The organism is Pseudomonas jilinensis, assembly GCF_003586265.1.
Classification (GTDB): Bacteria; Pseudomonadota; Gammaproteobacteria; order Pseudomonadales; family Pseudomonadaceae; genus Halopseudomonas; species Halopseudomonas phragmitis.
The window spans coordinates 67544-82278 of the sequence record NZ_QJSA01000018.1 but is presented as its reverse complement, the minus strand read 5'-3'; the positions used below and the strand labels follow the sequence as shown (position 1 = coordinate 82278).

The window sequence follows — 14735 nt, the reverse complement described above, 5'->3', positions numbered from 1 at the left end:
TGCCAACGCAGGTAGTTTTTCAGGGGTTCACTAGCCGGCCCGGCGCATCAGCACGACACCCATCACCAGCAACACCGCAATCGGTAGCGCCACGGCAATCAGCGGCGGGAAGCCAAAGACCAGGCTGGACGGTCCGAGCAGGTCCTGCACGATACGAAAACCAAAGCCAACCAGCACCCCGGTAAACACCCGCTGACCCAGCGTTACCGAGCGCAGAGGCCCAAAGATAAAGGAAATGGCAACGAACACCAGCGCCGCGGTAGCTACCGGCTGCAGCAGCTTTTTCCAGAACGCCAGCCAGTACTGGCTGTTGTTCAAGCCCTGCTCGGCCAGGTAGGTTTGATAGCGCCAAATGCCGGCTATGGACAACAAGTCGGGATCGAGCACCACTACCTTGAGCAGTTCCGAAGACAGCTCAACATCCCAGTGCTGCTGCAGGTCGCGACTGGTGCTGGTGTGGCCATCCTCGATGAAGTGCGTGGTTTCGACATCCTCCAGCAGCCAGCCCTGCTCCTGGGCGCTGGCGCGCCGGGCAAAGCTGGTTTCCAGCAGGTTGCGCTGACCATCGAAACGGTAACGGGTCACCCCGTGCAACACGCCATTGGGTTGCACGGCATTGATGTGAATGAAGTCGTTGCCCTCACGGTGCCAGAGCCCGCGCGACTTGATCGCCTCGCCGCTGCCCTGGGCGATGGCCCGGCGACTTTCCGCCAGATTCTCGGTATAGGGCGACACATATTCGCCGATCAGTGCGCCAGCCACCATCAACACCAGCAGCGGCTTCATCACCGAGCCGATGATCCGGGCAACCGAAACGCCGGCGGCGCGCATCACCGTCAGCTCGGAATGGCTGGCCAGCGTACCCAAGCCCACCAGGCAACCGACCAGGGCCGACAGTGGCAGCATGTCGTAAAAGCGCCGGGGCGAGGTCAGCAGAACGTAGATCAAGGCCTCCATCGCGCTGTAGTCACCCTTTTTCAGGTCATCCAGCTCGTTGATAAAGGCGAACAGCAGATCCAGCCCCAGAATGATGACGGCCACTACCAGGATGCTGAACAGCACGGTAGTGCCAATATGCTGATCAAGCCGCCGCATGCGAACCTCCCCGAGGCGCGCTGGGCGCCAGCAATGCCTGACGGTTGAGCAGCAGACCGACCGCCAGGAACACCCCATGCACCCACCAGAGCCCCAGATTCGCCGGCATGCGCCCGCTTTCAATCCAGCCCCTGGCAGTAATCAGCAACGCCAGATAGGTCATATACAGCAAAATGGCGGGCAACAGCTTGAGGAATCGACCCTGACGCGGATTGACCCGGGCCAGCGGCACAGCAAAGAAGGCCACGATCGGCACCAGCAGCGGCAGCGCCAGACGCCATTGCAGCTCGGCCTGCATCTTGCGGTCGGCATGCCCCAGCAGCTCACGGGTGGGCATGGCCTCACGATCGGTCACCTCGGTCGCCACTTCCGGCTTGGGCAGCAGCACACCGTAGGTGTCATATTCGATGGTACGAAAATCGGCAGCACCTGGCCGGCCGTCATAGCGATAGCCTTCATACAGCACCAGATAGCGACTGCCATCGGGATTGAGCTGCTGACGTCCAACCTCGGCCACCAGTACGCCGATACTGGCATCGGCGCCACTGCCAGTACGCTCGGCAATGAAGACCTCCTGCAACTCGGTACGATCATCCGACAGGTTGCCGGCATAGGTTACCCGCGCCGCATCCCGGCCAATCGACTGGAAGCGCCCGGCGGCCAGGGTATCGAATTCGGTGATAGCCTCCTGTTCATTGAACAGTTGCTGGGTCTTGTACACCCCCAACGGCGACACCCACAGACTCAGCACGGCCACCACCAGCGCAACCAGCAAGGCCGGCCCCTGGGTATACCAGAGCACCTTGCGGTCACTCATGCCGTTGGCCGAAAGCACCGTCATCTCGCTGTCCAGATGCATGCGCCCGTAGGCCAGCAGAATGCCGAGAAACATTCCCAGTGGCAGAATCAGCACCATGAAGCCGGGCAGACGATAGCCCATGATCAAAAACAGTACCCCGGGGTCAAGCTGCCCGGCAGCAGCCTGAGCCAGATACTTGATGAAGCGCCCGCTCATGATGATCAGCAGCAGCACGCCACTGACCGCCGTCAGGGTCAGCAACACCTCGCGACTCAGATAGCGAAAAACAATCACATTAACGTCCTTGGCTCCTGGCGTGCTAATGAGCCAGAATGCAGCTAAATGAAACCTGGTAAGGTCGACCAGGCCGGCAAAACCCCATCGAGGCGTTCAGGCCGGTTATGGCGACGTATTATCAGCCAATCCACTTGATTTGTCTTGGGGAGCACCATGGAGTTCAACGTCAAGCACGGCACACTGGAAACCATCAAGAGCGGCTGCCTGGTGGTCGCCCTCAGCGAAGCCCGATCCTTGAGCGGTCCGGCCGCTGATCTGGATAAGGCGTGCGGCGGTCAGATCAGTGCTGCAATCAAGCATGGCGACATCACCGGCAAGCCGGGACAAAGTCTGATGCTATTTGGCCTGCCGGGCATCACCGCCCAGCGGGTGCTGCTGCTGGGCTATGGCAAGGAAGACGAATTGAACGACCGCGGCCTGCGCAAACTGGCCAAAGCCGTGGTTGCCCAGCTCAAGGATGGCGGTGCCAGCGACGCCCTGCTGACTCTGCCGGCCCTGGCGGTCAAGGACCGCGACCTCTACGCTCGCACCCGCCTGCTGGTGGAAACCATCAGCGACGCGCTCTATCAGTTCGATCAGTTCAAGAGCAAGAAGGCCAGCGCGCCGAAACTGAAGAAGTGCCTGCTGTGGAGCGCCGACAAGAGTGACGCCGCTACACTCAAGAGCGCCATTGAGCACGGCCAGGCAATCGGCAGCGGCATGGCCCTGACCAAGAACCTTGGCAACCTGCCAGGCAACGTCTGCACCCCCAGCTATCTGGCCCGCGAAGCCAAGGCCCTGGCCAAGGCGCACCCGGAACTGGAAATCGAAGTGCTCGACGAAAAGGCCATGAAGGCACTGGGCATGGGCTCACTGCTGTCAGTTAGCGCCGGCAGCGCCGAGCCGGCCAAGCTGATCCGCTTCAGCTACAACGGCGGTAAGGCCAAGGGCAAACCGCATGTACTGGTCGGCAAGGGCATTACCTTCGACACCGGCGGCATCAGCCTCAAGCCGGGCCTGAACATGGACGAAATGAAGTACGACATGTGCGGTGCCGCCACCGTATTCGGGGTAATGAAGGCAGTGGCCAGCCTCAAGCTGCCAATCAATGTGGTCGGCCTGATCGCTGCAGCCGAGAACATGCCCAGCGGCACTGCGACCAAGCCCGGTGATATCGTCACCAGCATGTCCGGCCAGACCATCGAGATTCTCAATACCGACGCCGAAGGTCGCCTGGTACTGTGCGACGCCCTGACCTACGCCGAACGCTTCAAACCGGCCAGCGTGGTCGATATCGCCACCCTGACCGGCGCCTGCATCGTCGCTCTGGGCAGCAATGTATCCGGTCTGATGGGCAACAACGATGAACTGATCGACCAGTTGCTGAGCGCCGGCAAGCAGGCCGACGACCGCGCCTGGCAACTGCCGCTGTTCGAGGAATACCAGGAGCAGCTCGACAGCCCGTTCGCCGATATGGCCAACATTGGCGGACCCAAGGCTGGCACCATCACCGCCGGTTGCTTCCTGTCGCGCTTCGCCAAGGCTTACCCCTGGGCACACCTGGACATCGCCGGTACGGCCTGGATCAGCGGCGGCAAGGACAAGGGCGCTACCGGCCGGCCCGTGCCGATGCTGGTGCAGTACCTGCTGAATCAGGCTGGCTGAGATATAACACCCCATGACCCGGATTGATTTTTACCTGCTCTCTTCGGCCAACCCAGCCCAGCGGCTGGATTATGCCTGCCGTTTGGCACACAAAGCTTGGGGGAGCGGGCACCGGATCTATCTGCACTGCGCGGACGAAGCACAGGCCCAGGCGCTCGATGAGCACCTATGGGCCTTTCGCCCGGAGGCATTCTTGCCTCACGGCCTGCACAGTGAAAGCCCGCACGAGGCCGTGGTGATCGGTCATGGGGATGAGCCCGGCGAACATCACGACCTGCTGATCAACCTCAGCGATCAGGCTCCGGGGTTCTTCAGCAGTTTCAGCCGGCTGGCGGAAATCGTCGTCGAACATGATCCGGTTCGCCTTCCGGCACGTGAGCGCTTCCGTTTCTACCGCGAACGCGGCTATCCTTTGCAAACCCACAATATCCGCACGGCGGGATAACCCCATGACTCAGCGCGACCCTTCGGAACCCTCACGCCTGCTTGAGGACCTGGAGTCCATTCGCAACCTGCTTGACGAGCACGGTGAGCATGACCAGGGCGAGCCCGATGCCGAGGCCAGCGCCCAGCTCGACATCCCGCTGCTGCAGGATATCGTCACTGATCCCGCAGCAACCCCGCCCACCCTGCGCGAACCGGAACCGGCACCAGCGCCAGGCCCTACCGCCACAGCCGCGCCGGAGCCAACCGACGCAGGCAAACCGCACAACCCGTTCCTGCCTTACGCCTCATTGGCCAAGCTGGCGGAAGAACGCCTGCAGCTCGACCGACTGCTTTCCAACCCAACGCCACCACCCAGCCATTACGGGCCGCACACCGGCGCCCGCGAGGTGCGGATGGAGGCTCGCCTGCAGGCCGAAGCCCAGTTGATCCTGCAGGATGTACTCGACGACCTGATGCCGACCATCGAGGACGAGCTGCGCCGGCGCCTGCAGCGCAAACTGGATCAGTTGGTACGCGAACAACTGAAGTAAATCAGCCGCATCACAACGGATGCCGGCAACGCCTCAGCCCGTTATAATGGCGGTTTTTCCGCGACAAACGCCCACCTGAGCGGGCGAACGATTCCCGTCGCCAGCAGATAACCGGATAGCCAGACACCCATGGACAAGACCTACCAGCCGCACGCCATTGAAACCTCCTGGTACCAGACCTGGGAGCAGAACAACTATTTTGCCCCCCAGGGCTCGGGCGAGTCCTACACCATTGCCCTGCCGCCGCCGAACGTGACCGGCAGCCTGCACATGGGCCATGGTTTCAACAACTCGATCATGGATGCTCTGATCCGCTTCCGCCGCATGCAGGGCCGCAACACCCTGTGGCAGCCGGGTACCGACCATGCCGGCATCGCCACCCAGATGGTGGTTGAGCGCCAGCTGGCCGCACAGGGCGTCAGCCGCCATGATCTGGGCCGCGACAAGTTCCTCGAGAAAGTCTGGGAGTGGAAGGAAGAGTCCGGCGGCACCATTACCCGGCAGATCCGCCGCCTGGGCAGCTCAGTGGACTGGAGCCGCGAGCGCTTCACTATGGACGAGGGCCTGTCCGAGGCGGTCAAGGAAGCCTTTGTGCGTTTGCATGAGGATGGCCTGATCTACCGCGGCAAGCGGCTGGTCAACTGGGACCCGAAACTGCACACCGCAATTTCCGACCTGGAAGTGGAAAACCACGACGAGACCGGCTCGCTGTGGAACCTGCGCTACCCGCTGGCCGACGGCGCCAAGACCGCCGAGGGCAAAGACTATCTGGTGGTCGCCACCACCCGCCCGGAAACCATGCTGGGTGACAGCGCCGTAGCGGTGAACCCGAACGACGAGCGCTATCAGGCGCTGATCGGCAAATTTGTCGAGTTGCCGCTGGTGGGCCGGCGCATCCCGATCATCGCGGATGACTACTGTGACCCGGAGTTCGGTACCGGCTGCGTGAAGATCACCCCGGCCCACGACTTCAACGACTACGAGGTCGGCAAGCGCCACGCCCTGCCGCTGATCAACGTGCTGGACAAGGACGCCGCGATTCTCGCCAGCGCCCAGGTGTTCAATATCGACGGCAGCGTCAACAGCGAGCTGGACACCAGCCTGCCGGCCACCTATGCCGGACTGGACCGCTTCGAGGCGCGCAAGCAGATCGTCGCCGACTTCGAGGCCGCCGGCCTGCTGGAAAAGATCGAACCCCACGCACTCAAGGTACCCAAGGGCGACCGCTCTGGTGTGGTCATCGAGCCCTGGCTGACCGATCAGTGGTACGTCTCCACCAAGCCGCTGGCCGAGCAGGCCATTGCCGCCGTGGAAGACGGCCGCATCCAGTTCGTGCCCAAGCAATACGAAAACATGTATTTCAGCTGGATGCGCGACATCCAGGACTGGTGCATCTCGCGCCAGCTCTGGTGGGGCCACCGCATTCCAGCCTGGTATGACGAGGCTGGCAACGTCTATGTGGGCCGTGACGAGGCGGAAGTACGCGCCAAGCACAACCTTGGCGATGCACCACTGCGCCAGGACGATGACGTACTGGACACCTGGTTCAGTTCCGGTCTGTGGACCTTCTCGACCCTCGGCTGGCCCGAGCAGACCGAAGCGCTGAAGACCTTCCACCCCACCGATGTGCTGGTCACCGGCTTCGACATCATCTTCTTCTGGGTCGCACGCATGATCATGCTGACCATGCACCTGATGAAGCATGAGGACGGCAGCGCGCAGATTCCGTTCAAGACCGTCTACGTGCACGGTCTGGTGCGCGATGGCCAGGGCCAGAAGATGTCCAAGTCCAAGGGCAACGTGCTCGACCCGCTGGATATCATCGATGGTATCGACCTCGAATCGCTGGTGCAGAAGCGCACCAGCGGCATGATGCAGCCCAAGCTGGCAGAAAAGATCGCCAAGCAGACCCGCGCCGAATTCCCCGACGGCATCGCCGCCTACGGCACCGACGCGCTGCGCTTTACCAACTGCTCGCTGGCCTCCACCGGTCGCGATATCAAGTTCGACATGGGCCGGGTTGAGGGCTACCGCAACTTCTGCAACAAGATCTGGAACGCCGCGCGCTATGTAATGATGCAGTGCGAAGACCAGGACACCGGAGTCAATGGTGAGCCGGTCGAGCTGACCCTGGCCGACCGCTGGATCATCTCGCAGTTGCAGCGCACCGAGGCCGAAGTGACCCGCCAGCTCGACCAGTTCCGCTTTGACCTGGCCTCTAATGCGCTCTATGAATTTATCTGGAACCAGTACTGCGACTGGTATCTGGAGCTGTCCAAGCCGGTGCTGTGGGATGACAACGCCCCGGCCGAGCGTCTGCGCGGTACCCGCCGTACCCTGGTGCGAGTGCTGGAAACTGCGCTGCGTCTGGCCCACCCGTTCATGCCCTTTATCACCGAGGAAATCTGGCAGAAGATCGCCCCGCTGGCCGGCAAGAGCGGTGCGACCATCATGCTGCAACCCTGGCCGCAGGCCGACGACGGCCGCCTGGACGAAGCCGCCGAAGGCGATATCGAATGGCTCAAGGCGATGATCCTTGGTGTGCGCAACATCCGTGGCGAAATGAATGTCGCGCCGGGCAAGGCCCTGGAGGTATTGCTGCGCAAGGCTGGCAGCGAAGACCTGCGCCGCCTGCAGGACAACGAGGCGTTCCTGAAGAAACTGGCCAAGCTCGACAGCATCCGCGTACTGGCCGACGGCGAAGAAGCGCCGCTGGCGGCCACCGCACTGGTCGGCGAGCTGGAAGTGCTGGTGCCCATGGCCGGACTGATCGACAAGACCGCCGAACTGGCGCGTCTGGACAAGGAAATCAGTCGCCTGGAAGGTGAGGTCAAGCGCATTGGCGGCAAGCTCGGCAATGCCGGCTTCGTCGACAAGGCCCCGCCGGCGGTGATCGACAAGGAGCGCGCCAAGCTGGCCGAGGCGGAAAAGGCCCTGGCCCAGCTCAGTGAGCAACGCGCGCATATCGCCAGTCTGTAACCAGCGAACCCGGCCATGAGCGGCGAGTTGCTCTGGGTGCTCGGCCTGCTGCTGTGCAGCATGGTCCTGTTCATCCTCAACAAGCCGCGCATGGACGTGGTCGCGCTACTGGTGATTCTGGCCCTGCCGCTGTCGGGCATCCTCAGTCTGGAGGAAACCATGGCCGGCTTCAGCGATCCCAGCGTCATCCTGATCGCCGCGCTATTCGTGATCGGCCATGGCCTGGTCCGTACCGGCATCGCCTATCAGCTCGGCGACTGGATGGTTGCCAAGGCCGGCAACAGCGAATCCCGGCTGCTGATCCTGCTGATGCTGACCGTCGCCGGACTTGGCTCGGTGATGAGCTCGACCGGCGTCGTCGCCATTTTCATTCCCATCGTCCTCAGCATCGCCAGCCGCATCGGCAGTTCGCCGGCCCGGCTGTTGATGCCGCTAAGCTTTGCCGGGCTGATCAGCGGCATGCTGACCCTGGTCGCAACCCCGCCCAATATGGTGGTGCACAGCGAATTGGTCCGTAATGGCCTGGACGGCTTCAGCTTCTTCAGCTTCACCCCGATTGGCCTGCTGGTACTGGCCCTGGGGATCGGCTACATGCTGATTGCCCGACACTGGCTGGGCCAGACCAAAGCCCAGAACAGCCATGCTCTGCCACGCCAGACCTTGACCGAACTGGCCAGCGCCTACCGCCTGACCGAGCGTGAACGGCGTCTGCGGGTACGCCCGGACTCGCGTCTGGCCAACCACCCGCTGAACGAGCTGGAACTGCGCAGCCAATACGGCATCAATGTGATCGCCGTTGAGCGCCAGCAACGCTTTCGCACTCTGCTGCAGATCGCCACCGGCAATACGCTGATTCAGCCCGGCGATGTCCTGCTGGTCGATCTGGCCAGCCCGACCATTGCCCTGCTCGGTGCCTACGACGAGTTGGGACTGGAGCCGCTGCCGCTCAGTGATTCCTATTACAGCATCCACTCGCACCAGCTCGGCTTGGCCGAAGTGGCCCTGCCGCCGGAATCACGATTGCCAGGCAAGACCATTCAGGAGTTGGGCTTTCGCAGCCAATACCAGCTCAACGTCGTCGGCCTGCGTCGCGGCGGCCAGGCGCTGGAAGGATTGCTGGTCGATGAACGGCTCAAGCCCGCCGACACCCTGCTAGTGGCCGGTGAGTGGAAGGATATCAAGCGCCTGCATGGTCTGAGTCGCGACTTCCTGCTGCTCAGCCTGCCCGCCGAAGTCGATGAGGTGGCACCGGCCAAGCGCAAGGCACCCTACGCCCTGCTCTGTCTGGCAGTGATGGTGATGCTGATGGTCAGCGGCCTGGTACCCAATGTGCTGGCCGCCCTGATCGGCTGCCTGTTGATGGGCGCATTCCGCTGCATCGACATGGATTCGGCCTGGCGGGCCATCCACTGGCCCAGCCTGCTGCTGATCGTTGGCATGCTGCCATTCGCCCTGGCCCTGCAGAAAACCGGCGGGATCGACCTAGCGGTTCACGGCTTGCTGCAGCTGTTTGGTGAAGCCGGGCCACGTGCACTGCTGGCAGCCCTGTTTGCCGTAACAGCGATCACCGGCCTGTTCATTTCCAACACCGCCACAGCGGTGCTGATGGCCCCGGTAGCGATCGCCACCGCCCAGGCGCTGGAGGCCTCGCCGGCGCCATTCGCCATGATCGTCGCCCTGGCCGCCTCGGCAGCGTTCATGACGCCAGTGTCCTCACCGGTCAATACTCTGGTGCTGGACCCCGGCCGGTACCGGTTCACCGACTTCGTGCGGATCGGCGTGCCCTTCACCCTGCTGGTGATGCTGGTCAGCGTGCTGCTGGTACCCTGGTTGTTCCCGTTATGAACGCCTTTGCGCCCCGCGCCGATCTGCGCTAACGTGCGGCCCTTGAAACCCTGCGGACAGACGTCATGCCCATCGACAACAGCATCGTTCATCAGATCCACAAGAAACCTGACGGCCAACCGGCCAGCCTGACCCTGCGCGACGCCGAACTGGCCGCCAGCGAGGCCCTGGAGCAATTGCTGGCCGGCCTGATCGAAGCCTACAACAGCAAGCCGAACAAGGCCTGGGGCTACTTCCACGAGGAAAGCGGCGCCTACCCGTTCAGTGGCTGGTTGCAGCAGTTGCTGGATCAGGAGCTGGATTTCGTCGGTTTCTCGGCCAAGGCCACCGAACAGCTCAAGACCCTGATGGAAAGTTCCAATCTGGCGCTCGGCGGCCATGTGCTGTTCATCCGTTACCGTCAGGGCATGACCGCGTTTCTGGTGATCGCTCTATTGCACCATACCGAAGGCGTTACCGTCACTGACGACCTCGATGTGGCCGCTGCCCGGCATCTAGATCTGTCCAGCCTGAACATGGCGGCGCGGATCAACCTGACCGAATGGAAACAGAACGCCAGCGCCAAGAACTACATCTCGTTCATCCGTGGCCGCAGCGGCAAGCGGGTTTCAGACTACTTCCGCGACTTCATCGGCTGCGTCGAAGGCTCCAACCCGGAAGAGGAAACCAACACCCTGTTGCAGGCCTTCAGTGACTATGTCGGTGAAGCCGAGCTGGAGCCGGATGCGCTCAAGCAGAAAACCAAGGCCCTGAGCGGTTACGTCAGCAGTCAGGCGCGCCAGGGCGAACAGGTGGCACTGGAAGAGTTGTCGGGGCTAATCGACGAGGAGCAGCCGCGCGCCTTCTACGACTACATCCGGCACAAGGATTACGGTCTGGCCCCGGAAATCCCGCCGGACAAGCGCGCGGTGAGCAACTTCATGCGCTTCTATGGCAAGGCTGACGGCCTGTCGATCAGTTTTGAGGCGCATCTGCTCGGTGAGCGAGTCGAATACGATGAAAGCGAGGATGCCCTGCTGATCAAGCACCCACCCAAGGGACTGATTCAGCAACTGCGCAACAAGAAACGCTAGGCATTATTCGCGGCTGCTAGCCGCTCCTACCAGAATCATGCGCGGGGTAGGAGCAGCCAGCAGCCGCGAACCAAACCATCTAGCGGCAGCAAACTGCCGCGTTCAGCGATACACCAGCGATCCCTCGGTCGAGAGGATCATGACCATCACCAGCCACGACAGCAACCCCAGATAACCCAGCACCAGCCCACCCAGCGCCAGACCATCGCCCTTGAGCTGGCCATTGCTGCGACGAATGTTGGCGCGCGCCACGTGGCCACAAACCACCGCTATCAGCGAGCCCAGAAACAGCAAACCCACAATACCCATCACCAGACTTAGCACCGCCAAACCCGAGGTTCTGACTGCATCGCCAGCCGGCTGCCGCGGCACCGTCGAGGCTGCCTGCTCCGGCTCGGCAACCGCATCCAGCTCTACCTCCCAGCTCGATGCCGTCGCCGTGTCGGCACGCCGCTGAATCTCGGTAGCCTGCCCACCCGCCGCGACAAAGCTGACCGGATCGCCCTGACTCGGCATACCCAGACCTTTCCAGTCCGAGAACCCATAGCTATAGCGGCGGCCATTACTACCGCGCACCACACCCGGTTTTGCGCCGGGCACATCAACAACAACACCGTCCATCAATGTCCCTCACCCTCCATGAATCAAGCCGACAGCTCGCTTCAAGCCGCCTCATCACGCCACTGCTCGGCGGCTTCAGCACCGCGTGCCTCGCGCAGCGGTAACACGGCGATGATCGCCAGCACGAACAGCAGCATGCAGAACAAAATCGCGTCGGCCAGGCCAACACCCCATTGAATCAGGCCCAGGCCGAACATGCCAAACACCGCTGCCAGCTTGGAGGCCATACCCCATAGCCCGAAGAATTCGGCGGCCTTGCCCTTGGGCGTCAGTACACCAACCAGCGCGCGGGTAGCCGATTGGGACGAACCCAGGCTGGCTCCGGCCAACACACCGGCTACCAGAAAAACGTACTGGGCTTGCCAGCTGACCCCGAACCAGCGCGCCAGCAAGCCGGTCAGCGCCGGGGTTTGCCAGATTGCCAGGATCGCCACCAGCCACAGACTCAGGGTGATCAGATAGGTGGTGCGTGCACCGATCCGGCTTTGCAGCCAGCCAAACCCCAGCGCCCCGATGGTGGCGGTGATCTGCACGGTAATGAACATCAACACCCGCACATTCTCATCCCAGCCGATAACCTGGGCACCGTAGATGAACGAGAAGGCAATGATGATGTAGATGCCAGCCATGGCGAAAAATACCGACACCAGCAGATAGCGCAGATCACGAAAATGACTGACCTCGCGCCAGGTGGTCAGTACCCGATTCAGGCCGATCCCCAGCAGGTTCTGGTCAACCGGCAGGCGCTTGCCGCTATGCCGCTCCTTGAGCCAAACAAAGGTGGGAATGGCTGCAATCAGGAAGAAGGCCGCCGCGAAAGGTCCGACCCAACGAATGGTGTCGTAGTTGTCGGCCGATACTTCACCAAGAAACACCAGGGCAAAGGCGGCGGCCACCAGACCGCCAACATAACCCAAGGCCCAGCCAAACCCGGAAATCCAGCCCAGTGCCTGGCGCGGCCCCAGATCCGGCAGAAAGCTGGCTATAAAGCCCTCGCCTATGGAGTAGGCGAAATTCGATAGCACGATCAGTACCACCGCCAGGGTCAGCCAGCCCGGCTCAATCAGATACAGCATGGCGGTGGTAACCACGGTCAGCAGATAGCTGGCGAACAGAAAGCGCTTGCGGCTATGGGTGTAGTCCATGATTGCGCCGCAGACCGGATTGGCCACCACCACCATCAGGTAGCTGAGCGCCAACGCCAGACTCCAGAGCAGATTGCCGAGCCGATAGTCCGGGGCATCACCAACGATTACCCGGGTAAACAGATCACCGTAGATCACGGTAATGATCAGCAGCGTATACCCCTGATTGGCGAAATCGAACATCGCCCAACCAAAGATTTCGCGTTTCGGGGCCAGCTCGGTAGCGCTCATCGCAGCTCCTCTGGTTCTTATAATGGCTTCTGCCAGAACATAGCCCGCCCCATCTGCGGGTCCAGTTCATAACCGGCATAGCCCAGCTTGCGATAGGCCGCCTGGGCTACCCGGTTGCCTTCGAGTACCTCCAGCGTCAGCTTGCAGCAGCCCCGTTCCCGGGCAATACGCTCTACCTCTTCCAGCAGTTGCTGGCTGAGGCCCTGGCCACGAAACTCCGGCAGTACCACTACATCGTGGATGTTGATCAACGGTTGGGCAACAAAGGTCGAGAAGCCTTCAAAACAGTTCACCAGTCCGGCCGGTTGCCCATCGACCCGGGCCAGCACACTGAAGGCATGCGGCAAACCAGCCAGTTTGCCCACCAGGCTGGCCTTGACCGACTCGGCCAACGGCTCGCCGCCGCCCATAGGGTCGCGGGCATAGGCGTCGAGCAGACCAACAATTGCCTGGGCATCATCGGGATCATGGTAATTGGCTTGGCTGAGAGTAAGGGTCATGCGGCTGGCTCCGTTGTTTCACTGATTATCTGGCAGCGCCTGGATAGAACGCAGAATATCGCGGCCAATGGCCTCGAGCTTGGGCAAATCGTCCAGCCGATTGGGAGTATCGATATTGAGGGCGAAGAATACCGGGCCTTGCGGCCATTCGACCCAACCCACCCACCAGCCATACTGGCCTTGCCAGCCGGTCTTGGCTCGCAAAATCCAGTCACGCCCGGCTTCAACGATCAGAATATCCTTAACCAGACGCTGGTGCTCGAGCCGGAAAGGCAACAGGTTACTGTACAGACGCTGGAGAAATTCGATCTGCTCATGGGCGGAAATGGCCAGAGCCCCATCGATCCAGTAGGGCCCCTGCTCAGTACTCGGGTCGGCGTTGCCGTAGCTGCTGTACTGCAGGTATTGCCGGGCCTGTTGTTCACCGATCAGCCCGGCAAACTGTTCGTATACCCATACGGTGGAGTTGCGCATTGACGAGCGCAAGTCCTGATCCTGGTTGTGCGCAGCGAAACTGCGCTCCACGCCGTCCCAGACAAAGATCTGGAATTCATCCCGCACTACACCAGCCTCAAGGGCAAACAGGGCGTGCGGGATCTTGAAAGTCGAGGCTGGTGAGAAGCGCTGCTGCGCTCGTTGTGGGTTGTGTACCCAAAGCTGGTCCTGCTGGCCACGCTGATCAAGCACCACCAGGGTTCCGCTGGCCTGATGCTGATCGAACACTGCTGCCCAATCCGCTCGCTGCTGCTCCGGGGCGGCCTGTACCCAAGCGGTCATAAACCAGAAACTGCAGATAAACAGCAAAACGCGCATGGGCTCTCCCTGTCCAGTATGAAAGTCGATCAGTTATGTGATTGCAGGGCAGCCAGGCACATATACTCCATCTCCTGCGCCCACTGACACAATTGAGGCTCATCAAGCTGTACCAGCATGGCATAGCGGCGTCCGCCCCAAACCGCCAGATGCAGGGCTTCGACCCGGCTCGGCGGAGGTGGTTCCGGCAGATCGGTGCAGGCATCGATGACTCGTTGCCACATCGCTGCCAGCTCCTCACAGGCCCGCCGCTGGTGCTTGTGCTCGGCGATCTGGGCTTCGAGCTTGAGCATATCCGGGTGAAACCAGGACAATTCGGCTCGTTCCAGCCCACAGAGCAGACGAATCAGCCGCTGGATGCGTTGTTGCCAGCTAAGCCCCGGCACCTGCACCACCTGCTCATCGACCGCATGAATCAGAGTCTCGATGCAATGGCGCACATAACCTGAGTGCAGCGCCTGCTTGCTGGGGAAGTAGTCATATAGCGTGCCGACCGCAACACCTGCCTCCAGGGCTACCGCCCGGGTGGTCAGACGCTCCCAGCCATCGCGCTGCCAAATCCGAACATAGGTATCGAAAATCGCCTGCACGGTGAACTTGGCCCGGGCCTGGGTTGGCCGTTTGCGCGGCTTGCTGCGCGGCTCGCTCGGGGTTGCCTTCATCGCTGGCGGTATCCGAACCACTGCTCCCGTGCGCCGCGATAGAGTGTGTTCACC

Annotated in this window: 13 protein-coding genes; 6 read left to right on the top strand and 7 right to left on the bottom strand. The window is 61.8% G+C overall.

Annotation, left to right across the window (positions count from 1 at the left end; all coding sequences use genetic code 11):
- Window positions 1-30 precede the first annotated feature (30 nt).
- Complete coding sequence (gene lptG, locus C2846_RS17200; RefSeq protein WP_119702052.1) at window positions 31-1095, bottom strand: LPS export ABC transporter permease LptG; 1065 nt, start codon at window positions 1093-1095, stop codon at window positions 31-33.
- A complete protein-coding gene (lptF, locus tag C2846_RS17195; RefSeq protein ID WP_119702051.1) occupies window positions 1082-2188 on the bottom strand; it encodes an LPS export ABC transporter permease LptF in 1107 nt (368 codons plus the stop codon). Before lptF ends, lptG begins: the two co-directional genes overlap by 14 nt.
- A 156-nt stretch (window positions 2189-2344) precedes the next feature.
- On the opposite strand from lptF, the gene C2846_RS17190 reads away from it, so the two are divergent.
- The 6 genes from C2846_RS17190 (at window position 2345) to yejK (ending at window position 10709) form a co-directional block, all read left to right on the top strand.
- Window positions 2345-3835 (top strand): leucyl aminopeptidase, encoded by a 1491-nt coding sequence (locus C2846_RS17190; protein WP_119702050.1) that lies wholly within the window; start codon window positions 2345-2347, stop codon window positions 3833-3835.
- A gap of 13 nt (window positions 3836-3848) precedes the next feature.
- Complete coding sequence (locus tag C2846_RS17185) at window positions 3849-4280, top strand: DNA polymerase III subunit chi (RefSeq protein ID WP_119702049.1); 432 nt, start codon at window positions 3849-3851, stop codon at window positions 4278-4280.
- A gap of 4 nt (window positions 4281-4284) precedes the next feature.
- Window positions 4285-4812, top strand: a complete 528-nt coding sequence (locus tag C2846_RS17180; protein ID WP_119702048.1) for a hypothetical protein — start codon at window positions 4285-4287, stop codon at window positions 4810-4812.
- A gap of 129 nt (window positions 4813-4941) precedes the next feature.
- Entirely contained in the window at window positions 4942-7791 is a 2850-nt protein-coding gene (locus C2846_RS17175) for a valine--tRNA ligase (RefSeq protein WP_119702047.1), read from the top strand.
- Between the two features lie 15 nt (window positions 7792-7806).
- A complete protein-coding gene (locus tag C2846_RS17170; protein WP_119702046.1) occupies window positions 7807-9636 on the top strand; it encodes an SLC13 family permease in 1830 nt (609 codons plus the stop codon).
- 65 nt (window positions 9637-9701) lie between these two features.
- Window positions 9702-10709 carry a nucleoid-associated protein YejK gene (gene yejK / locus C2846_RS17165; RefSeq protein WP_080048351.1) on the top strand — a complete coding sequence of 336 codons (1008 nt, stop codon included), beginning with the start codon at window positions 9702-9704 and terminating at the stop codon, window positions 10707-10709.
- A 102-nt stretch (window positions 10710-10811) separates the two neighbouring features.
- Here yejK and C2846_RS17160 read toward each other — a convergent pair whose 3' ends face one another.
- From C2846_RS17160 to C2846_RS17140, 5 genes are all read right to left on the bottom strand, one after another.
- Complete coding sequence (locus C2846_RS17160; RefSeq protein WP_205890262.1) at window positions 10812-11330, bottom strand: DUF4190 domain-containing protein; 519 nt, start codon at window positions 11328-11330, stop codon at window positions 10812-10814.
- Window positions 11331-11371: 41 nt separating this feature from the next.
- Entirely contained in the window at window positions 11372-12706 is a 1335-nt protein-coding gene (locus tag C2846_RS17155) for an MFS transporter (RefSeq protein ID WP_119702045.1), read from the bottom strand.
- Window positions 12707-12723: 17 nt separating this feature from the next.
- Entirely contained in the window at window positions 12724-13206 is a 483-nt protein-coding gene (locus tag C2846_RS17150) for a GNAT family N-acetyltransferase (protein WP_080048353.1), read from the bottom strand.
- Window positions 13207-13224: 18 nt separating this feature from the next.
- On the bottom strand, window positions 13225-13983 hold the full coding sequence (gene blaOXA / locus C2846_RS17145) for a class D beta-lactamase (RefSeq protein ID WP_420849061.1): 759 nt from the start codon (window positions 13981-13983) through the stop codon (window positions 13225-13227).
- Window positions 13984-14048: 65 nt separating this feature from the next.
- Entirely contained in the window at window positions 14049-14681 is a 633-nt protein-coding gene (locus C2846_RS17140) for a TetR/AcrR family transcriptional regulator (RefSeq protein WP_080048355.1), read from the bottom strand.
- Between the last annotated feature and the right edge of the window lie 54 nt (window positions 14682-14735).